The 20,385-nt window shown below is 76.1% G+C and carries 17 protein-coding genes; 5 read left to right on the top strand and 12 right to left on the bottom strand.

Annotated features, from left to right (window positions below):
• Window positions 1–505: 505 nt before the first annotated feature.
• Both PGB27_RS18495 and PGB27_RS18490 read right to left on the bottom strand, forming a co-directional pair.
• Entirely contained in the window at window positions 506–1,792 is a 1,287-nt protein-coding gene (locus tag PGB27_RS18495) for a cytochrome P450 (protein ID WP_274202148.1), read from the bottom strand.
• 69 nt (window positions 1,793–1,861) lie between these two features.
• Window positions 1,862–2,686, bottom strand: coding sequence for a hypothetical protein (locus PGB27_RS18490; protein WP_274201866.1), 825 nt, complete (start codon window positions 2,684–2,686; stop codon window positions 1,862–1,864).
• Window positions 2,687–2,728: 42 nt separating this feature from the next.
• On the opposite strand from PGB27_RS18490, the gene PGB27_RS18485 reads away from it, so the two are divergent.
• Complete coding sequence (locus tag PGB27_RS18485) at window positions 2,729–3,715, top strand: D-2-hydroxyacid dehydrogenase family protein (protein ID WP_274201865.1); 987 nt, start codon at window positions 2,729–2,731, stop codon at window positions 3,713–3,715.
• 52 nt (window positions 3,716–3,767) lie between these two features.
• On the opposite strand, the gene PGB27_RS18480 is transcribed toward PGB27_RS18485, so the two are convergent.
• The 4 genes from PGB27_RS18480 to PGB27_RS18465 form a co-directional block, all read right to left on the bottom strand.
• Window positions 3,768–4,631, bottom strand: a complete 864-nt coding sequence (locus PGB27_RS18480) for a hydroxymethylpyrimidine/phosphomethylpyrimidine kinase (protein ID WP_274201864.1) — start codon at window positions 4,629–4,631, stop codon at window positions 3,768–3,770.
• A 15-nt stretch (window positions 4,632–4,646) separates the two neighbouring features.
• Entirely contained in the window at window positions 4,647–5,501 is an 855-nt protein-coding gene (thiD, locus tag PGB27_RS18475; RefSeq protein WP_274201863.1) for a bifunctional hydroxymethylpyrimidine kinase/phosphomethylpyrimidine kinase, read from the bottom strand.
• Between the two features lie 193 nt (window positions 5,502–5,694).
• Window positions 5,695–6,603: a S1C family serine protease gene (locus PGB27_RS18470; protein WP_274201862.1), complete on the bottom strand. Its 909-nt coding sequence runs from the start codon at window positions 6,601–6,603 to the stop codon at window positions 5,695–5,697.
• A 65-nt stretch (window positions 6,604–6,668) separates the two neighbouring features.
• Complete coding sequence (locus PGB27_RS18465) at window positions 6,669–7,256, bottom strand: peptide deformylase (RefSeq protein WP_274201861.1); 588 nt, start codon at window positions 7,254–7,256, stop codon at window positions 6,669–6,671.
• A gap of 184 nt (window positions 7,257–7,440) precedes the next feature.
• On the opposite strand from PGB27_RS18465, the gene PGB27_RS18460 reads away from it, so the two are divergent.
• Together PGB27_RS18460 and PGB27_RS18455 are read left to right on the top strand one after the other, a co-directional pair.
• Entirely contained in the window at window positions 7,441–7,740 is a 300-nt protein-coding gene (locus PGB27_RS18460; protein ID WP_274201860.1) for a DUF3263 domain-containing protein, read from the top strand.
• Window positions 7,741–7,816: 76 nt separating this feature from the next.
• Window positions 7,817–8,617: a LytR C-terminal domain-containing protein gene (locus PGB27_RS18455; protein WP_274201859.1), complete on the top strand. Its 801-nt coding sequence runs from the start codon at window positions 7,817–7,819 to the stop codon at window positions 8,615–8,617.
• Window positions 8,618–8,636: 19 nt separating this feature from the next.
• Here PGB27_RS18455 and PGB27_RS18450 read toward each other — a convergent pair whose 3' ends face one another.
• The 4 genes from PGB27_RS18450 to moeA form a co-directional block, all read right to left on the bottom strand.
• A complete protein-coding gene (locus tag PGB27_RS18450) occupies window positions 8,637–10,946 on the bottom strand; it encodes an AAA family ATPase (protein WP_274201858.1) in 2,310 nt (769 codons plus the stop codon).
• On the bottom strand, window positions 10,943–12,040 hold the full coding sequence (gene pssA / locus PGB27_RS18445) for a CDP-diacylglycerol--serine O-phosphatidyltransferase (protein ID WP_274201857.1): 1,098 nt from the start codon (window positions 12,038–12,040) through the stop codon (window positions 10,943–10,945). The genes PGB27_RS18450 and pssA overlap by 4 nt, the downstream gene beginning before the upstream one ends.
• Window positions 12,037–12,807 carry a phosphatidylserine decarboxylase gene (locus PGB27_RS18440; RefSeq protein WP_274201856.1) on the bottom strand — a complete coding sequence of 257 codons (771 nt, stop codon included), beginning with the start codon at window positions 12,805–12,807 and terminating at the stop codon, window positions 12,037–12,039. Before PGB27_RS18440 ends, pssA begins: the two co-directional genes overlap by 4 nt.
• Before the next feature lie 347 nt (window positions 12,808–13,154).
• On the bottom strand, window positions 13,155–14,435 hold the full coding sequence (moeA, locus tag PGB27_RS18435; protein ID WP_274202147.1) for a molybdopterin molybdotransferase MoeA: 1,281 nt from the start codon (window positions 14,433–14,435) through the stop codon (window positions 13,155–13,157).
• A gap of 151 nt (window positions 14,436–14,586) precedes the next feature.
• On the opposite strand from moeA, the gene PGB27_RS18430 reads away from it, so the two are divergent.
• Complete coding sequence (locus PGB27_RS18430; RefSeq protein WP_274201855.1) at window positions 14,587–16,317, top strand: serine/threonine-protein kinase; 1,731 nt, start codon at window positions 14,587–14,589, stop codon at window positions 16,315–16,317.
• A 186-nt stretch (window positions 16,318–16,503) separates the two neighbouring features.
• Window positions 16,504–18,135 carry a chaperonin GroEL gene (gene groL, locus PGB27_RS18425; RefSeq protein ID WP_274201854.1) on the top strand — a complete coding sequence of 544 codons (1,632 nt, stop codon included), beginning with the start codon at window positions 16,504–16,506 and terminating at the stop codon, window positions 18,133–18,135.
• Window positions 18,136–18,238: 103 nt separating this feature from the next.
• On the opposite strand, the gene PGB27_RS18420 is transcribed toward groL, so the two are convergent.
• Entirely contained in the window at window positions 18,239–19,576 is a 1,338-nt protein-coding gene (locus PGB27_RS18420) for an MFS transporter (protein WP_274201853.1), read from the bottom strand.
• 152 nt (window positions 19,577–19,728) lie between these two features.
• Complete coding sequence (locus tag PGB27_RS18415; protein WP_274201852.1) at window positions 19,729–20,349, bottom strand: TetR/AcrR family transcriptional regulator; 621 nt, start codon at window positions 20,347–20,349, stop codon at window positions 19,729–19,731.
• Between the last annotated feature and the right edge of the window lie 36 nt (window positions 20,350–20,385).

Here is a 20,385-nt window from a genome sequence, read left to right as displayed (position 1 = left end):
CGCCAGGGGTGTCAGCGAAGTGCCGTCGCGGACGTTGAACGTCCGTATCGGTACTTCGATCACGCGGACCCCGGCTGCGATGTCGCACGCACGGGGTGTGTCAGCCTGGCGGCCACGCTGGCGTCAGACGCCAGGAAACTCACCCGCTCGAGTCAGCGCGGGCCTGTGAGGGCGAGCCTTGCCGCGGCCGATGGGCTCGGCGGAGCGCAGCGCCCGGCTGAGCACGAACGCGCCCTCGAGCGCGTGTGATGGCGAGCGCGTGGTCGCCGACACCGCCCGCATCGCAGCATTCGACCGCGCGCCGGCCGAGCGGGAGGCCGGGGCGCCCCGGCCGACGCGGTGATCGTGGGTCCGTTCCTGGCGTTGAGCGTCAGCGTGGACGCCAGGCTGGCAACACCCCGTGCGCCAGCCGGCGTCAGGTCCTCGGCGTGTCGCGCGGGGCGAGGTTGGGGCGAGGATGCGGACTGACCCCGGCGATGCCGCATCGCTCGGACCTGCCGGCGGCTCAGCGCAGGGCGACGGGAAGGGCGTCGACGCCGTAGACGATCGAGGTGGTCCGGAACGGCTGGTCGTCGAGCGTCCCGGCGTCAGGGGCCAGGCGCAGGCCCGGGAACCGGCGCACAAGGGCCGGGTAGGCCGTGCGCAGCTCCATGCGGGCGAGCTCGGCGCCGATGCAGCGGTGGATGCCGTGCCCGAACGCGAGGTGCGGCGTCGGCGGGCGGCGGGGGTCGAACCGCTCGGGGTCCGGGGTCAGGCGCGGGTCGCGGTCGGCGGCCGAGAGCGACACGAGCAGCCCGTCGCCCTTGCTGATCGCGACGCCGCCGAGGGTCATGTCCTCGGTCGCGAAGCGCGGGAAGGCGATCTGGACGACGGTCAGGTAGCGCAGCAGCTCCTCGACGAACCCGTGCACCGCGGCCGGCTCGTCGCGCACGAGCGCGAAGCTGTCGGGGTCGCGCAGCAGCACCATGGCCCCGAGCGCCAGCATCGACGCCGACGTCTCGAGCCCGCCGGTGAGCAGACCGTCGGCGAGCTCGGCGAGCTCGTCGGTGTCGAGCTCGTCGCCGTGGTCACGGATGAGCTGGCCGAGCAGGCCCTCGCCGGGCTCGACGCGCTGGCGCTCGATGACCCCGCGCAGGTAGACCAGCGACTCCGAGATCTTGTCGAAGGCGGCGGTGGCCCCGCCGAGCAGGTCGAACCGCGCCGTGGACAGCGCCTGGAACTCGTCGCGCTCGTCGTAGGGGATGCCGAGCAGCTCGCAGATGGTCAGCGAGGGGATCGGGGTCGCGAAGTCGCGCACGAGGTCCACCGGCTCGCCGCGGGCGGCCAGCTCCTCCATCGCGTCGAGGCGGCCCTCGACGATCTCGGTGATCCGCGGCCCGAGGCGCGCCAGGCGGCGCAGCGTGAACTCGGGCGTCAGCAGGTGGCGCAGGCGGGTGTGCTCCGGCGGGTCGGTGAAGCCGAGGCCGCCGGGGTTCTGCCCCTCCTTGACGCCCGCCTGCCCGATGAGGTGGCTGAAGTCGTTGGACAGGCCCTGCGTGCGGCCCAGGACCGCGCGGGCCTCCTCGTGCCCGGTGACCAGCCACGCCGTCACCCCGAAGGGCATGGGGAAGTGGCGCACCGGGGCGTCCTCGCGGGCCTCGCGCATCGCCGGCACGGGGTCGAGGCCGTCGCGGCGCAACGGTGTCAGGGCGTGGTCGGGCAGCAGCGTGACGGGGTCCAGCCCGCGGCGGCTGCGCCAGGCGAGGTAGCGGCGCGCTGCCCAGCCCACGACGCGCGACCGCAGTGCGGCCAGGCGTGAAGGGTCCACCACCGTGTCCACTCTGCCTCCCCCGCGAGCGACGACGCCGACCGGGGGCCGAGGCTAGGACGTCAGGGGGCCTCGCGGACCCGGTGGCGGGGGTGTGTCACCCCACCGTTCGTCGGGGTCGACCCCGGCGGGACGTCCGGGGCCGGCCCCCTGTGCGCCGTCCGTTTCGTCCGGTACGGCCCCGGACGGTACGCCCCCGGCCGGAGCCCGGACGAGGGTCGGGCCCCGCAGCCCGAGGCGGCCGAGCTCCATCTCGGCGAGGCGGGCGAGCACGCGGGGGTCTCCGCGGCGCCAGCCGGCCGCCGCGTCGGGCACCCGCGCGAGGCGCCGCGGCGAGCCGTGGGACAGCGCGCGCAGGGCGAGCAGGTCGGCGTCGCCCACGTCCCCGCGCAGCCCGTCGCGCAGGGCGAGCACGGCGCGCGCCGCGATCATCCAACGCACCCGCAGCACGACCCACGCGACGACGACGGGCACGACGGCGATCAGCCCGACGGTCCACGCCAGTCCCGAGGCCAGCGCCTCGACCGCCGCGATCTCCTGCTCCCCGGCCGCGACGATGTTCTCCCCGGCACGGGTGCCGCCGGAGAGGGCGCGCGCGAGGTCGTCGCCGACGAACGGCACGCCGCCGGCGGTCTCGGCGGCGCCGGCGAAGGTGTCGCGCACGTTCGCGCCCGCGTCGCCGAGCTGGCGCCCCGGGCCCTGCAGGGTGAGCACGGCGTCGTACAGGAGGGTCGCGAGAGACACCACGATCGCCACCCACGCCAGTACCGCGACGTCGGCGAGGAACTGGCGTGCCCGGCGTCGCGGGCGCTCGGCGTACACCGGCCAGCCCGCGCGCGTCGGTCGGAGGACGGGCGCGGGGTCGGGGTCGGCAGGCACGGCGGGTGTGTGCCCCCGCACCCCCGAGGGCACACACCGCCCGTGGCCCACCCCCGTGCCCCGCGGCGCATCGCCGTCCTCGACGACTACCAGCAGGTCGCGTCCACCTACGCCGACTGGGACGCCCTCGGTGCGGAGGAGGTCACGTTCTTCGGCCAGCACCTCGGGGACGCCGACGGCGTCGTCGCCGCGCTCGAGCCCTACGACGTCGTCGTCGCCATGCGCGAGCGCACCGCCTTCCCGGCCGACGTCCTCGAGCGCCTGCCGCGCCTCGGCCTGCTGGTGACGACGGGCCCCGCGAACGTCGCCATCGACGTCGCCGCGGCCCGCGAGCGCGGGGTGACGGTGTCGGGCACCGGCGGGGTGTCGAGCAACGCCCCGACCGTCGAGATGACGTGGGCGCTGATCCACGCGCTCGCCCGGCACGTCCCCGCCGAGGACCGGGCGGTCCGCGAGGGCCGCTGGCAGCACACCGTGGGTCGCGACCTCGCCGGCCGGCGGCTCGGCGTCGTGGGGCTCGGCGGCATCGGTGCGCCCGTCGCCGCCGTCGGGCTCGCCCTCGGCATGGACGTCGTGGCCTGGAGCAGCCACCTCGACCCGGACGACGCCCGCGCCGCCGGCGTGACGCCGGTGGACAAGGACGAGCTGTTCGCGACGTCGGACGTCGTGACCGTCCACCTCAAGCTCTCCGCACGCACCACCGGCCTGATCGGCCGCGACGACCTGGCGCGGATGAAGCCGACGGCGCTGCTGGTCAACACCTCGCGTGGCCCGATCGTGGACGAGGACGCGCTGGTCGAGGCCCTGCACGCCGGGACGATCGGGGGTGCGGGGCTCGACGTGTTCGGCACCGAGCCGCTGCCGGTGGACTCACCGCTGCGCACGGCGCCGAACACCGTGCTCACCCCGCACCTCGGCTACGTCACCGAGGGCACCTACGACGTCTTCTACCGCGACGCCGTCGAGGACATCCGGGCCTGGGCCGACGGTGCGCCGATCCGCGAGCTCGGGTGCGCTCCGCGCTCGTGAGCAGAAAGAAGTGCTCCAGCACGTCTTTCTGCTCACCTGCGCGCAGCGCACCTCACCGGTGCGCCTGCACGGCCCACAGTGGCGACACCGGGCCGACGCCCGCGCCGAGGGGGTAGGACTCGGCGACCGCGCGGCGGATGTAGCGCTCGGCGGAGGCGACGGCGTCGGGCATCGCCAGGCCCCGGGCCAGCGCGGCGCAGGTCGCGCTGGCCAGGGCGTCGCCCGCGCCGTGCACGTCGGGGGTGTCGATGCGCGGGCCGGAGAACTCCCAGGACTCGGACCCGTCGTAGAGCAGGTCGGTGACCTCCGGCGACCCGCGCAGGTGCCCGCCCTTGACCAGCACGTACCGCGGTCCCAGTGCGTGCAGCGCTTTGGCCGCCTCGAGCGCGCTCGCCGTGTCGGTGACGGTCACGCCGACGAGCAGGCGCACCTCGTCGAGGTTCGGGGTGGCGAGCGCCGCGCGCGGGAACAGCCGCGTCCGGATGGCCTCCATCGCGTCCTCGGCGAGCAGGGGCTCCCCGGCCATCGACGCCGCGACGGGGTCGACGACGAAGGGCACGGTCGTCGACGGTCGCGCTCCGCCGCGCCTCGTGTCCGGCCCCTCCCCGCGCCCGATGCCGACCTCGTCGACGACGTCCGCGACCGCCTCGATGATCGGCGCCGACGCGAGCATCCCGGTCTTCGCCGCGCCCACGCCGATGTCGGTGACCACGGCACGGACCTGGGCCGCGACCGTCTCCGGCGGCACCAGGTGCACCCCGGAGACCCCGAGCGAGTTCTGCACGGTCACCGCGGTGACGGCCACGCACCCGTGCACCCCGCACGCGGTCATCGCCCGCAGGTCGGCCTCGAGCCCGGCGGCGCCGCCGGAGTCGGAGCCGGCGATCGTCAGCGCCCGGGGCGGGGTCTCGGCCATCACGACATCATCGCGTCAGGCGCCCGGCTCCCACGCAGCCACCGACCACAGCGACGACACGGGCCCGTGGCCGGCGCCGAGCGGGTAGGCGTGGTCGACCGCGCGGGTGATGTACGCCTTGCCCAGCGCCACGGCGTCCACCAGCGCCATGCCCCGCGCCAGCCCCGCCGTGATCGACGACGCCAGCGAGTCCCCGCCACCGTGGCTGTGCTCGGTGTCGCGGCGCGGGGAGGAGAACGCGCGCTCGGTGCCGTCGGCGCACACGAGCAGGTCGACGACGTCCGGCGAGCCGGTCAGGTGCCCGCCCTTGACCAGCGCCGCGCCCGCCCCGAGGTCGAGCAGCGCCCGGGCGGCCGCGCGCGCGGAGGCGTCGTCGACCACCTCGACCCCGACGAGCAGGCGCACCTCGTCGAGGTTCGGCGTGACGAGCGTGGCGCGCGGGATCAGCACCGAGCGCAGCGTGTCCAGTGCGTCGTCGGCCAGGAGCTGGTGGCCGTGCATCGACGCCGCCACGGGGTCGACGACGAACGGCACCCGCGTGCCGAGCCCGACCTCGTCGCCGGCCGCGGCGACCGCCTCGATGATCTCGGTCGACGCGAGCATCCCCGTCTTCGCGGCGTCGACGCCCATGTCGCCCGCGACCGTCCGGATCTGGGCGGCGACGACGTCGGGCGGGATCGCGTGGAAGCCCTCGACGCCGACCGAGTTCTGCACGGTCACCGCCGCGACCGCCACGGCCCCGTGGACGCCGCAGGCGGTGAAGGCGCGGACGTCGGCGGTCAGCCCGGCGCCGCCGCCGGAGTCGGTGCCGGCGATCGCGAGCGCGACGGGCGGGGTGCGGTCGTGGGTGCCGTCGTGGGTGCCGCTCATCGGGCGTTCCTCCCATGCCGGCATGACCCGGCTGGTCCGGCGGTCGGCGGCCACCAGCCGCCCTCTCAGCCCGCTCCCGGCGGACTCCCGCGTGGTGCCGCCGGGGTGCCCGACGACGGCGCGGACGCTAACCGTCGACCCCGCACCCGGCAACGCGACCGGCACCGCGACCTTCACCGTGACCGGCCTGTGTTCAGTGGTCGGTCAGCTCCGACGGCACGGCGAGCACGTCGACCATGGCCTCGCCCCGCAGCACCGTCACCGGCATCGTGCGCCCGATCGAGGTCGCGAACAGGCGGCGCTGCAGGCCCTGGGCGTCGCTGACCGGCTCGCGGTCGGCGGACACCACGAGGTCGCCGGCGTGCAGGCCGGCGCGGGCGGCGGGGCTGCCCGGCACGACCTCGGCGACGCGCAGGCCGCGCGGACGCCCCAGGCGTGCGGCGACGTCCGCGGGCAGGGGCGCGGGCGCGCCGACCAGCCCGAGGTAGCCGCGGCGCACGCGCCCGTCCTCGCGCAGGCTGGCGAGGATGCGCCGGGTCGTCGCGGTGATCGGCACCGCGAGGCCCAGGCCCACCCCGGCGACGGCGGTGTTGATGCCGACCACGCGCCCCGAGGCGTCGGCGAGCGCGCCGCCGGAGTTGCCCGGGTTCAGCGCGGCGTCGGTCTGGATGACGTCCTCGACCACCCGGCTCGCCGTCCGGCTGCGTACCGGCAGCGCCCGGCCCAGGCCGCTGACCACGCCGGCCGTGACCGACCCGGCGAGCCCCAGCGGGTTCCCGACGGCGACGACGAGCTGCCCGACGACCAGCTGCCCCGCGTCGCCCAGCTCCAGCGCGGGCGGGGTGGGGTCGGGCGTCGTCAGGACGGCGAGGTCGGAGAGCGGGTCGGTGCCGCGCACCGTCACCCGGCCCTCGCTGCCGTCGGCGTAGGCCACCTCGCCGGAGCGGTGGCCGCCGACGACGTGGGCGTTCGTGACCAGCACCCCGGGGTCGACGACCACGGCCGACCCGCTGCCCCGCCCCGCGCGCACCGCGGCGACCGACGGGCCCACGGAGGCCGCGACCGCGCTCACGGTGCGGGAGTAGGCGTCGAGCTCGTCCATGCACCCGTGCTTACACCGTTGCACGCGTGCGGACCGCCCTGTCCGCTGTGGGCGGACGGCGCGGCTCAGTGCCCGAACGGGTCGGGGTCGACGCCCGGCATCCAGGAGTGGCCGGGGACGCCCCAGCCGTGGTCGCGGACGGCGCGCTTGGCGGCGCGGCGGTACCGGCCGACGAGGCGGTCGACGTAGAGGTACCCGTCGAGGTGGTCGGTCTCGTGCTGCAGGCAGCGGGCCAGGTAGCCCGTCCCGGTGACGACGACCTCGGCGCCGTCGACGTCCGTGCCCCGCACCTCGGCGTACGCCGCGCGCCCGGTCGGGAACGACTCGCCGGGCACCGACAGGCAGCCCTCCTCGTCCTCGTCGGGGTCGGGCATGGTCCCGGGCGGCGGGTCGGCGGTCAGGACGGGGTTGACGACGACGCCGCGACGGTGCTCCCCGCCCTGCTCGGGGTCGGGGCAGTCGAAGACGAACACCCGCCGGTCGTCGCCGATCTGGTTGGCGGCGAGCCCGACCCCGTTCGCGGCGTCCATCGTCTCGAAGAGGTCGTCGACGAGCGCGCGCAGCGACTCGCCACCCAGCTCCTCGGGGGCGACGGGCCGCGTGGGCCGGTGCAGCACCGGGTCGCCGAGGATGACGACGCGCCGAACGGTCACGGCGGGCACCGTAGTGCCCGCCACGAGCGGCGTTCCCGACGCCCGGGAGGCGGAGCGCAGCCGGAGCTCGACCCCATCGGCGGGAGAGTCCGCGCGTTGTCGGGGCGCCGTGCTGTAATGGAGGGGCCCGAATGACAGGCGTGTCATTCGGCTCGGCAGGCGTGGTGGGCAGGAGGCGAGGAGCGTGGCGGACGCCGTTCGGGTGCAGCCCCCGCAGGACGAGCCCTCGGACGGGCTCGACCGGCGCGATCGCGAGATCCTCGCGTTCGAGCGCCAGTGGTGGAAGTACGCGGGCGCCAAGGAGCAGGCGATCCGCGAGCTCTTCGACATGTCCGCCACCCGCTACTACCAGGTGCTCAACGCCCTGGTCGACCGGCCGGAGGCCCTCGCCGCCGACCCCATGCTCGTCAAGCGGCTGCGCCGCCTCCGCCAGAGTCGGCAGCGGGCCCGTGCGGCGCGTCGCCTCGGTGTGGAGCCCCGTTGATGGTCTCCTGACTCCCGAGCGGTCATCCGCTCGAGCGAGCGGCGAGGCGGACGATGTCCGCTGAGGGGAGCAGGAGATGACAGGGCCCGGGTCCGACGCCTCACGCATGCGGATCGCGGGCATCGTGCTGCTCGCGATCGCGGGCGTCGCCGCCGTCGTCGGCCTGCTCGCCCTCGGTGGCGAGGGGCCGTCCAGCCCCACGGCCGCGCCCGCGAGCCCCGCGCCGCCGCTGCCCGGGGCGACGGGCAACAGCTCGCCGCTGCCGCCGCCCCCGAACCAGGCCGGCGTGCCCGGCGCGCTCCCCGGACAGCCCGGTGGCCCCGGACAGCCCGGACAGCCCGGTGGTCCCGGTCAGCCCGGTGCCCTCCCCGGCGGCGTGCCCGGGCAGCCCGGTGGCCCCGGGGCGCCCGGCGGTGTCGGTGCCGGCCCCGCGGTCGGCGCGCCGATCGTGCCCGGCGGCGGTGCCCCGGGTGGCGCCCCCGGTGGTGCCGGCGGCGGCGTGGTCGCCGGGGGCCCCGGCGGCGGGTCCGGTGGGGCCCCCGGCGGTGGCGGCGGTGGCGGCGGTGGCGGCGTCGGCGTGAACCGCGCGGTCGAGGTGCGGGTCTTCAACAACTCGACGATCGTCGGGCTGGCCGACCGGGCCGCGGGTCAGCTGCGCGCCGAGGGCTGGAACGTCGTCGAGGTCGGCAACTACCCGAGCGGCGTCATCCCCGAGAGCACCGTCTACTACCGGCCGAACACCGGCGAGCAGGGTGCCGCCGAGGCCATCGCCCGCGACTTCGGGCTGCGCGTGATGCCGCGCTTCGACGGCATCGCCGGCGCCTCGCCCGGCGTGATCGTCATCGCGACGAACAACTGGGGCCAGAACCGCGGTTAGTCGTCCCCGGCGCGACCGACTAGTTCTCGCCGGCGTAGGCCTCCAGCTCCGCGAGCTGGCGCGGGTCCAGCGAGGGCCGCACGGCCTCGCGGGCGGTGGCCAGGTCCTGCGCCGAGACCTCCGTGGACTCCAGCGACGTCCGCATCGCGGTCAGCGCCGCCTCGCGGACGAGCGCGGCGCAGTCGGCGGCCGAGTAGCGGTCGAGGTCCTGCGCGAGCGCGTCGAGGTCGACGTCGTCGGCGAGCGGGGTGTCGCGTGCCGCGGCCCGCAGGATGTCCGCCCGAGCGGCGGCGTCCGGCGGCGGCACGTAGACGCGGCGCTCGAGGCGCCCGGGCCGCAGCAGCGCCGGGTCGATGAGCTCGGGGCGGTTGGTGGCCCCGAGCACGACGACGTCGCGCAGCGGCTCGGCGCCGTCCAGCTCGGTGAGCAGGGCGGCGACGACCCGGTCGGCGACGCCGGCGTCGGTCGAGCCGCCGCGGCGCGGGGCCAGCGCGTCGATCTCGTCGAGGAACACCAGCGCCGGGGACGCCGCCGCGGCCCGGGCGAACAGCGAGCGCACCGCCCGCTCGGACTCGCCGACGTACTTGTCGAGCACCTCCGCGCCCTTGACCACGAAGACGTTGAGCGAGCCGGTCCCCGCCAGCGCCCGCACGAGGAACGTCTTGCCGCACCCGGGCGGGCCGTAGAGCAGCACCCCGCGGGGCGGCGAGACGCCGAGGCGCGCGAACGAGTCGGGGTAGCGCAGCGGCCAGAGGATCGTCTCGGTGAGCGCCTGCTTGGTCTCCACCATGTCGCCGACCCGGTCGAGCGTCAGCCCGCCCGACGACAGCGTCTGCGACCCCGTCGACAGCGACGCCGGGCGCACCGACGACACGGCGCCGAGCAGATCGTCGGTGCCGAGCGTCGGGTCCTCCTCGCTCGTCCCGGCGCGCAGCGCCGCCCGCACGGCCGCCTCGCGGCGCAGGGCGACGAGGTCGCCGGCCACGAACCCCGGGGTCCGCGCGCCGACGGCGCCGAGGTCGACGTCCTTCGCCAGCGGCACCCCGCGCAGCAGCACGCGCAGCAGGTCGGCGCGGTCGCGGTCGCCGGGGGCGGGCAGGGTGAGCTCGCGGTCGACGAGGTCGGCGCCGCGCAGGCGCGGGTCGAGCGCCTCCGTCCGCCCCGACGTCACCACCAGCGCGGTCCCCGGCGTCGCCACGGCCCGGCGCAGCGCCTCGAGCACGAGCGTCGACAGCGGCGGCGGGTCCGTCGCCGGCAGCAGCACCTCGCCGTCGGTGACGAGCAGGACGGTCGGGCCGCTCGCGGTCGCGTCGTCGACGGCTTCCCGGACGCGCGCGGCCGCGGCGCCCGCCTCGATGGCCGCGGCGGCCGGGGCGTCGAGCCGCACGACCCGCACGCCCTCCTCGGTGGCGACCGCGCGCACGAGCGTCGCCTTGCCGACGCCCTCCGGCCCGCTGACCAGCACGCCCAGCCGCGGCGCCGCGCCGAGCCGTTCGAGCAGGTCGGGGCGCCGGAACACGAGGTCGAACCACTCGGCGAGGCGGCGGGCGGGCCCGGCCTGGCCGATGAGGTCCGCGACGGCGACGGTCGGCTCGGCCGGGACCTCGGGCGCGGGGGCGGGGGCGGGGGCGGTCGCGGGGGCCGCGGCTCCGGCCTCGCCGAGGAGGGAGGCCGGCGACGTCCCCGCGCGCCGTGCCGGCACGGGGCTCGCGGCGACCACGGCGGGCGTCGCACCGGTGCTCGCCCCGTTGCGCCAGCGCACGACCGTCGTCGGCGCGACGACGAGGGCCGCCGACGGGTCGGTGCCGCTCGGGGCCTCGGCGGCGGTGACGGTGACGAGCTCGGTGGTCCAGGTGCCGCCGAGCGCGGCGGCGAGCCCTCGCCGCGCCCCGGCGGCGTCGGCCCCGGGGACGGGCACGAGGTCCTGCGGCAACAGCGAGAGCGTGTCGCCGGGGAGCAGGACCTTGCCGGTCAGGGCCAGGCGCAGCGTCTCGGGGGCGAGCGCGGCGGTGGCGAGCCGGGAGCCCGCGAGCTCCACCTGGCGCGCGACGGCCACCGGCGCCGCCACCACCCCGACCGTCGAGCCGTCGACGACACCGGCGTTGACCATCGTCGTCTCGTCCAGCACCGCCGTGCCCGGGCCGGCGGGGTCGGCGGCCGGAGCGACGAGGGCGGCGGTCGTCCGCACGCCCGTCACGCGGACCGCGTCCCAGGCCTCGACGCCCAGGGCGGTGATGACCTCGGGGTGCAGGCGCACGACGCCGCGGCGCGCGTCGCCGGCGGAGGTGCCGAGCCGGGCCAGGAGGTCGATGCCGACCGGGGCGCTCACGGGCGGTCCTCCCGGTCGCGGCGCAGGCCGAGGCGCCGGGAGCCGCGGGCGCGGGGCCGGCGGTCGCGGGACCCGTCGCGCAGCCTGTCCCGCACACCGTCACGCACGCCGTCGCCCCGTCCGTTGCGGTCGGCGGGCGGGACCGGCGGCGACTCCCCGGCGCGGAAGCGATCACGCTCCCGCTCGCGCTGGTCGCGGTCCCGGCCGATGTTGCGGGCCGCGGACCCGGCGCGGGCGGCGGCACCCGCGACCCGACGGCGCAGCGGGCGCCCGGGCGGCGCGAGGCCGAGCCGACGGTGGGCGCGGCGCACGGCCCGGCGCTGGCGCGGCGGCACGTGCCAGACCTCGGGGTGGCGGCCCAGCCAGCGGTAGCGGCTGACCGCGTAGGGGATGTGCAGCAGGTAGGCGGCGACGGCCACGGCATAGACCACGAACGGGAACGTCACCAGCGCCGCCGCCGCGAAGGCCACCGCGACGAGCAGGGGCGCGACCAGCGGGGGCGGCACGCGGACGCTCTTCAGCGAAGCGGTCGGCACCCGGCTGATCATGAGCGTGCCGACGAGCACCGTCCACACGGCGACTACCGCCGGCTGCGACCAGAACCCCGGCCCGAGCTGGATCTCCAGCGCCATCGGGGCCAGGGCCACCAGCGCGCCCGCGGGCGAGGGCACGCCGACGAAGAACTCGCCCGCGTAGGGCGGCGCCTCGTCGTCGTCGGAGAGCGTGTTGAAGCGCGCGAGGCGCAGCGCGGCCGAGACCACGAGCACGAGCGCGACGACCCAGCCGATCCGGATGTCGTCCAGCGTCCAGAGGAACAGGATCAGGGCGGGCGAGACGCCGAACGAGACGCAGTCCGACAGCGAGTCGAGCTCGGCGCCCATGCGACTGGTCGCGTCGAGCAGGCGGGCAAGGCGCCCGTCGAGCGCGTCGAACACCGCCGCGAGCGCGATCGCGGCGAGGGCCGCGACGCGGTTGTCGGAGATCATGAACTGCACGCCCGAGAGCCCCGAGCACAGCGCGAGGACGGTCACCGCGTTGGGCAGCAGCCGCACCCCGCGGCCGCCCGGACGCCCCGCCACGGTCTCGGGGGTCATCGTGTGCCGGTACCGGGTCGGTCGGCGGCCGGCAGGTCCGCCAGCACCGTCTCGCCGCCCACGGCGCGCTGGCCGGGCTCGACGTGGATCGTGCTGCCCGGCGGCAGCAGCAGGTCGACCCGCGACCCGAACCGGATGAGCCCGTAGACCTCGCCCGCCCGGACCTCGTCGCCGGCCGCGGCGTCGCACACGATCCGGCGCGCCACGAGCCCGGCGATCTGCAGGACCACGAGGTCGTGCCCGTCGGTGCCGTGCACCCAGAGCGCGGTGCGCGCGTTGGTGTCGCTGGCCGCGGGGAGGTCGGCCGACAGGTAGCCGCCCGGCCGGTGCTCGACCGCCTGGACCTGCCCGTCGACCGGCACGCGCTGGACGTGCACGTCGTACACCGACAGGAAGACGCTGACCCGCGGGCGCGGGCCGGGCGGCAGGCCGAGGGCGACGAGGTCCTCGGGCGGCTCGGCCGTGTCGACGAGGCTCACGGTGCCGTCGGCGGGGGCCACGGCGATGCCGTCGCGGCGGGGCGTGGTGCGCTTCGGCGCACGGAAGAACGCGGCGACCCCGGCCGTGGTCGCCAGCGCCGCGAAGGTCCCGCGGCCGCGCAGGGCCCGCAGGCCGAACGCGGCGACCGCGACCGCACCGATGACGGGGGCGCCGCCGGGGTGCAGCGGCGGGATCGTGTCGCGGACGAGGGCGAGAGCGTGACGCACGGTGCCGGCGGGGCCGGTCGGGACGGCGTGCTGGGCGGGGGAGTGGTCGGACGAGACCATCGTCGGTACGGATCCCTCTTCTCGACGGCGCGCCCGGGCAACCTATCGGCTCGGGCCGGCTCGCGAGTGAAGTGGGAAGGCCCGGGGATGGGGCCGGGGCCGCCAACCCCCGAGTCGGCGACCCCGGCCGGGAACCGCTCGTCCGCTCCCCAGCGACAAGCGGTTGGTCTCACCCGGCGGCGTCCGGACACACGTGCGGTGGCCCATGACACCTGTCACACATGGTGCCCGATGTCGCGCGGCGGCGGAAGGCCGAGTCGCCCCAACGGTGCAACGGTGCCGCTCGACGGGACGCTCGACCGGTGCCCGATCCGTCCTGCCGGGGGCTCCATCGAGCCACCCGGGCCTCACCCGTCCAGGAGCCAGACCTCCGCGGTCTCGCCGGCGTCGACGTGCGTGACCTGCTCGTCCACCACGATCAGGCAGTCCGCGCGGGCGAGGGCGGCGAGCAGGTGCGACCCGGCCCCGCCCACCGGCGCGACCGTGCCCGCCACCGCGTCGATCCGCCCGCGACGGAACTGCCGCCGGCCCGCCGGCTTGTCCAGCGCCTCGGCGAGCCGCGCCCGCACCCGCGGACGCTCGGGCTGCGGGTGGCCGAACGCTGCGCGCAGGGCCGGGCGGACGAACACCTCGAACGACACCAGCGAGCTCACCGGGTTGCCGGGCAGCGTCACCACGGCCACCTCGCCCGTCGGTCCAGCGTGGTGCCCGAGGCCCTGCGGCATCCCCGGCTGCATCGCCACCTTGGTGAACGTGACGCCCCGGCCTTCTCGACGGTCCGGCTCCCCTGTCGGCGTGCTCCCCTCGTCGCTGCGCGTCCGGGAGAACGCGTCCTTGACGACCTCGTAGGCGCCCGCGCTCACGCCGCCGGAAGTCATGACGAGGTCGACGGGGTCGTCGGCGCGCGCGGCGAGGGCGTCGTCGAGGGTGCGGACGAACTGCTCGACGTCGTCGGGCACGAAGCGCAGCAGCTCGGCGCGCCCGCCGGCGTCGTCGACCGCGGCGGCGAGCATCGGCCCGTTCGACTCGTGGATCTGCCCGTGGCGCAGCGGCTCGCCCGGCGCGACGAGCTCCGAGCCGGTCGAGAGCACCAGCACCCGCGGCCGGCGCCGGACCGGGAGCGTGCCGGAGCCGATCGCCGCGGCCAGCCCGACCTGCGCCGGCCCGAGCAGCGTGCCGGCCTCGAGCACGACCTCCCCGGCCGTGACGTCGCCGCCGGCCCCGCGCACGTTCTGCCCGGCCTCGACGGCCCGGTCGACGCGCACCCGCTCGGTGCCGCCGTCGGTCCACTCGACCTGCACCACGGCGTCCGCGCCGTCGGGCATCGCGGCGCCGGTCATGATCCGGTGCGCGGTGCCGGGCGCGAGCGCCGGACCGTCGGTCCGACCGGCGGGGAGATCGGCGGCGACGGGCAGCTCGATGGGCAGCTCGACGGACACGGCGGCGAGGTCGGCGCTGCGCACCGCGTAGCCGTCCATCGCCGAGTTCGCGAACGGCGGCAGGGGGTGCGGCGCGACGAGGTCCTGCGCCAGCACGCGGCCCCGCGCCTCGGCCAGCGGGACCCACTCCGTGGCGGTCGGGGCGAACAGCGCGGCGACGGCGGCGGCGTGCTCCGCGACCGGGCGCATCGCCGCGGGGTCGCCGTGGTCGTGCCCGTGCCCACCGTGGCTGCCCTGCGCGCCGTGCCCGTGTCCCGTCACGGCGCGCATCGTGCCGCCCGGGGCCGGTGCTGCGCGATCCGGCCCGGTCCGGGGTGCTCGCGGCGTTAGGGTCGGCGACGTGGGGGACCGGAGCACGCAGGACCTGACCGGGCAGCGGCTCGGCCACTTCCGCGTCGACGGCGTCATCGGCCGCGGCGGGATGAGCGTGCTGTACCGGGCCACCGACACGCGGCTCGGGCGCCGGGTGGCGCTCAAGGTCATCGACGAGGCGCTGGCCGCCGACCGCGAGTTCCGCGAGCGCTTCGTCGACGAGGCCCGCAACACCTCCGCCGTCGACCACGCCCACGTCGTCCCGCTCTACGACTTCGACGAGACCGACGGCCACCTCTACATCGCCATGCGCCACGTCGAGGGTCCCGACCTCGCGAGCGTCATCGACGGCCGCCCGCTGACGGTGGCGCGGACGCTGCGCCTGCTCGGGCAGGTCGCCGACGCCCTGGACGCCGTGCACGCCCGAGGCCTGGTGCACCTCGACGTCAAGCCGGCGAACGTGCTGGTGACGACGCGGGAGTCGGCCGGCGAGCACGTCTACCTCGCCGACTTCGGCCTCACCCGCCGCGGCGCCACCGGCCACCGGACCTCCGGCGGCGACTTCCTCGGCTCGCCCACCTACGCCGCGCCCGAGCACCTGCGCGGCGAGCCGGTCGACGCCCGCACCGACGTCTACTCGCTGACCTGCGTGCTGTTCACCTGCCTCACCGGGCGCGCGCCGTACCTGGGGTCGGTCACCGAGGTCATCGACGGCCACCTCGCGGGCGAGGTCCCGTCGGTCGCCGACCTCGGCGCCCTCGACCCCCGCGTCGACGACGTCATCCATCGCGGGATGGACCCCGACCGCCCCCGACGCCACGGGTCCGCGAGCGCGGTCATCGAGGCGGCCCGGGGCGCGCTGACGGGGCCCGGCCCGGCGCCCCTCGTCGGCCCGGGGCCCGGTGCCGGTGCCGGCCCGGCGCGGCGCCCGGTCGCGGGTGCGCGGCCACCGTCGGGTCCGGGCGGACCGCCGACCGGGCCCTTCGGCCGCGGGGTGCCGCCCGTGCCGGCCGGTCCCTCCGGGCGCGGTGCCCCGATCGCGCGCCCGGTGCCACCGGTCGCGTCGGTGCCGCGGGCCGCGTCGGTGCCCCCGGCCCCGTCCGTCCCGCCCGCGGCGGCGGCACCGGTCTCTGCCGTGCCGCCGGCCGGCGCCGTGCCGCCCACCGCTGCGGGGCCGCCGGCGGCTCCGGCTGGATCGGCGGGCGCCGGTCGGAACGGTCGGTCGGGCTCGGCGGGGTCGGCGTCGAGCGCCGACGAGGTGTCTTCCGAGGACACCGGTCGCGCCGCCGGATCGGCGACCGAGACCGCGCTCCCGGGCGCATCGTCGACGGCCGCGGCCGCCGACGAGGAGCGGACGAGCGCCTCTCCCGGCGCACAGGGCACGTCGGGCGCACCGCGCGGGCGGCCGGTCCCACCGCCGACCCCGCCCCGCGGCGGACCACCGGCGACGCCGCCGAGCGCTGCGCCACCGTCCGGCCCCTTCGCCGCCCCGGGCCCGGGTCAGGTCTTCGGCACGGGCAGCGGCCCGACCCCCGGCGGCGGGAGGTCGGGCTCCTTCCCGGCGCCGCCCGGCGCCCCACCGGGGCCGCTGACGCGCTCGTCGGTGGCACCTCCGATGCGCCTGCGCGATCCCTTGCCGCCCGATCGGGACGGCTCCTTCACCCGCGGCGGCGGGCCGGGACCGCGGCCGGTGGTCCTGGTCATCGCAGGGGCGGTCGTGCTGCTGCTCGTCGTCGTGCTCGTGCTGCTCATCGTCTGAGCGGACGCCCGCCGACACCCCGCGGGCTCGGTTGCACTCGCCCGACCCGAGTGCCAGCATGGGATTGGCACTCGGTATCGTCGAGTGCCAGGTCGGGACGGTGAGGCCGGCGCAATGGAGCCGGTCGTCCGTCGCGGGCACCGCGCCTGGCCGAGCACACGTGTCTCTCATCGGAGGACCACCCGCATGGCCAAGATGATCGCGTTCGACGAGGAGGCCCGCCGCGGCCTCGAGCGGGGCATGAACAGCCTCGCGGACGCCGTCAAGGTGACCCTCGGCCCGCGCGGCCGGAACGTCGTCCTGGAGAAGAAGTGGGGCGCCCCCACGATCACCAACGACGGCGTCTCGATCGCGAAGGAGATCGAGCTCGAGGACCCGTGGGAGAAGATCGGGGCCGAGCTCGTCAAGGAGGTCGCGAAGAAGACCGACGACGTCGCCGGTGACGGCACGACCACCGCGACCGTCCTCGCCCAGGCCCTCGTCCGCGAGGGTCTGCGCAACGTGGCCGCCGGTGCCAACCCGATGTCCCTCAAGAAGGGCATCGAGAAGGCCACCGAGGCCGTCTCGCAGCAGCTCCTGAAGTCGGCCAAGGAGGTCGAGACCAAGGAGCAGATCGCCGCCACCGCGTCGATCTCCGCCGGCGACTCGCAGATCGGCGAGCTCATCGCCGAGGCGATGGACAAGGTCGGCAAGGAAGGCGTCATCACCGTCGAGGAGTCGCAGACCTTCGGGCTCGAGCTCGAGCTCACCGAGGGCATGCGCTTCGACAAGGGCTACATCTCGCCCTACTTCGTCACCGACCAGGACCGGATGGAGGCGGAGCTGGATGACCCCTACATCCTGCTCATGTCCTCCAAGATCTCGTCGGTGAAGGACCTGCTCCCGCTGCTGGAGAAGGTCATGCAGTCCGGCAAGCCGCTGGCGATCATCGCCGAGGACGTCGAGGGCGAGGCCCTGGCCACCCTGGTCGTCAACAAGATTCGTGGCACCTTCAAGTCGGTCGCCGTCAAGGCCCCCGGCTTCGGTGACCGCCGCAAGGCGATGCTGGCCGACATGGCCATCCTGACCGGTGGCGAGGTCATCTCGGAGGAGGTCGGCCTCAAGCTCGAGTCCGCCGACCTCAACCTCCTGGGCCGCGCCCGCAAGGTCACGGTCTCCAAGGACGAGACCACGATCGTCGACGGCGCGGGCGCCGCGGACCAGATCCAGGGCCGCGTCACCCAGATCCGCTCGGAGATCGAGCGCAGCGACTCGGACTACGACCGCGAGAAGCTCCAGGAGCGCCTCGCGAAGCTGGCCGGCGGCGTCGCGGTCATCCGCGCCGGTGCCGCCACCGAGGTCGAGCTCAAGGAGCGCAAGCACCGCATCGAGGACGCGGTGCGCAACGCCAAGGCCGCGGTCGAGGAGGGCATCGTCGCCGGCGGTGGCGTCGCCCTGCTGCAGGCCTCGGTCGGCGACGTCTTCTCGGGCCTCGGGCTCGACGGGGACGAGGCCACCGGCGCCAACATCGTGCGCACCGCGCTCGAGGCGCCGCTGAAGCAGATCGCCCACAACGCCGGCCACGAGCCCGGCGTCGTGGCCGAGAAGGTCCGTGGGCTCAACACCGGTGAGGGCCTCGACGCCGCCACCGGCGAGTACAAGGACCTGATCGCCGCGGGCATCATCGACCCCGCCAAGGTCACCCGCTCGGCGCTGCAGAACGCCGCGTCGATCGCCGCGCTGTTCCTGACCACGGAGGCCGTGGTCGCGGACAAGCCGGAGAAGTCGGGCGGCGGCGCCGCCGACCCGACCGGCGGCATGGGCGGCATGGACTTCTGATCCACGCCTGAGCCTCACGCGAAGGGCCCGCACCCCGAGGGGTGCGGGCCCTTCGTCGTGCCGGGGTTTGGTGCCGTGGTGGTGGCCGGGGGTGGAGCGAGGCTCAGCCGGCGCGCACCGACTGCGCCGCGGAGGAATCGGCGTCCTCGTCCTGCGACGTCTGGTAGAGGTCCCGGCGGAACCGCTCGCGGATGGTGATCACCGCGAGGAACGTCAGCGCCGCCGTGCCGATGATGTAGAGCGACACCGACCAGGACGCGCCGGTCGCCGCGAGCAGCGCGGTCATGACGAACGGCGCCAGGCCGCCCGCGAACACCGACGCGAACTGGTAGCCCAGCGAGGCACCCGAGTAGCGGACGTCGGCGGGGAACATCTCGGCGTAGAGCGTGGCCTGCGGCCCGTACATCGTCGCGTGGATCGTGAACCCGACCAGCAGGGCGAGGAAGACCAGCGGCACCGAGCCCGTGTCGATCAGCCAGAACAGCGGGAACGCCCAGATCGCCATGCCGACCGTGCCGGCGAGGTAGAGCCGCTTGCGGGTGCCCATCCGGTCGGTGAGCGCGCCGAAGAACGGCATCGTGACGACCTGCGTGAGCCCGGCGCCCATGACGCAGAGCAGGATCGACGTGCGGGACATGCCGACGGTCTTGGTCGCGTAGTCGAGCACGCCGCTGATGAGGATGTAGAAGGTCGCGTTGACGACGAAGAACGCGCCGGTGGCCTGCAGGATCTCGCGCCAGTAGCGGCGGATCGCCTCGAGCAGCGGCGCCTTGCGCAGCCCGGCCTCGCGCTGCGCGGCCGCCGAGCTCTCGCGCATCGCCCGGAAGACCGGCGTGTCCTCGATCTTGAGCTGCACGTACATGCCGATGAGCACGAGGACCAGCCCGGACAGGAACGGCACGCGCCAGCCCCAGCTCGTGAACTGCTCGTCGGACAGGGTCGCGGTGAGCACGAGGAAGAACAGGTTGCCGGCGACGGCCCCGAGCACGGCGCCGGTCTGCACGAGGCTCCCGTAGAACCCGCGGCGCTCCGGCGGCGCGTGCTCGGTGAGGAGCAGGGCCGCCCCGCCCCACTGCGCGCCGACGCCGAGGCCCTGCACGAGCCGGGCGACGACGAGCAGGATCGGCGCCCAGACCCCGATGCTCGCGTACGTCGGCAGCACGCCGATGGCGAACGTCGCCACGCCCATGACGAGCATCGCGGCGACCAGCGGGGGCTTGCGGCCGTACCTGTCGCCCGCGTGACCGGCGAGGATGCCGCCGAGGGGCCGCGCGACGAAGCCGACGGCGAACGTCGCGAACGACGCCAGCGTCCCGGCGACGGGGTTCGACGACGGGAAGAACTGCGGCCCGAGGACCAGCGCGGCCGCGGTGGCGTAGATGAGGAAGTCGAACCACTCGAGGGTCGTGGCGAACACGGCGGCGGTCGCGAGCCGCCCCATGCGAGGTGGCCCCGCGGATGGCGCAGCCGGTGCAGGGGGACGGTTCTGGGTCACGGCGGTAGCCCCTCGGGTCGCGACATCGCGTCGGTACGAACGATCGTTCGTACCGTAGAAGCGCGGCCGCGCTCGCGGCAAGCGTCGGCGCGCGAGCGTCAGCGGGCGAGCGGGCTCTCCAGCAGCGCGAGGGCGTAGCGCGCCTGCTGCTCGGCGAGCTGGCCGCGCGAGAGGCGCCCGTCCGGTCGGTACCACTGCGCGACCCCGGCGAGCGCCGAGAGCACGGTGCGCGCCGCGTCGGCGGGGAAGGGCGTGCGGAACTCGCCGGACGCCACCCCCTGCTCGACGATCTGCTCGAACACCGCCTGGGTCGCGTCGCGGTCGACGACCAGGCGCTCCCGGTCCTCACCGGCCAGGTAGCGGACCTCGTTGGTGGACACGACCATCGCGAGCTGGTGGTCGACCACGAACCGCACGTAGGCCCGGACCGCCTCGCGCATCCGCGACACCGCGTCGTCGCCGGCGTCGTCGACCGCGACGTGCAGCCGCGTGACGAGCTCGTCGTTGGCGTGGCGCAGCACCTCGGCCAGCAGCCGCGACTTCGAGGGGAAGTAGTTGTAGAGGTTCGACAGGCTCGTGCCGGCGCCGCGCGCGACGTCGCGCATCGAGGCACCGTGGAACCCCTTGTCCCCGAACGCCGCGAGGGCGGCGTTGAGGATCGCCGCCTCGTTGCCCCGGCCGGTGTCCCCGACGAGCGAGGCCGTCGAACGCGCGTTCACGTCGTCCACCCTAGAGGCGCGCGGGGGCCCGCCTTG

This window comes from Actinomycetospora lemnae (genome assembly GCF_028737315.1).
Lineage (GTDB): Bacteria > Actinomycetota > Actinomycetes > Mycobacteriales > Pseudonocardiaceae > Actinomycetospora > Actinomycetospora lemnae.
Note: the sequence above shows the minus strand (reverse complement) of the source record. Positions and strands in the feature narration are given on the sequence as shown.

Bases quoted from the DNA above. Each gene is read 5' to 3' on its own strand.
- pssA (WP_274201857.1), bottom strand. From the start codon at position 12,040: ATGACCCCCGAGACCGTGGCGGGGCGTCCGGGCGGCCGCGGGGTGCGG.
- groL (WP_274201854.1), top strand. From the start codon at position 16,504: ATGGCCAAGATGATCGCGTTCGACGAGGAGGCCCGCCGCGGCCTCGAG.
- thiD (WP_274201863.1), bottom strand. From the start codon at position 5,501: ATGAGCGGCACCCACGACGGCACCCACGACCGCACCCCGCCCGTCGCG.
- PGB27_RS18420 (WP_274201853.1), bottom strand. From the start codon at position 19,576: ATGGGGCGGCTCGCGACCGCCGCCGTGTTCGCCACGACCCTCGAGTGG.
- PGB27_RS18440 (WP_274201856.1), bottom strand. From the start codon at position 12,807: ATGGTCTCGTCCGACCACTCCCCCGCCCAGCACGCCGTCCCGACCGGC.
- PGB27_RS18480 (WP_274201864.1), bottom strand. From the start codon at position 4,631: ATGGCCGAGACCCCGCCCCGGGCGCTGACGATCGCCGGCTCCGACTCC.
- PGB27_RS18455 (WP_274201859.1), top strand. From the start codon at position 7,817: ATGACAGGGCCCGGGTCCGACGCCTCACGCATGCGGATCGCGGGCATC.
- moeA (WP_274202147.1), bottom strand. From the start codon at position 14,435: ATGCGCCCGGTCGCGGAGCACGCCGCCGCCGTCGCCGCGCTGTTCGCC.
- PGB27_RS18470 (WP_274201862.1), bottom strand. From the start codon at position 6,603: ATGGACGAGCTCGACGCCTACTCCCGCACCGTGAGCGCGGTCGCGGCC.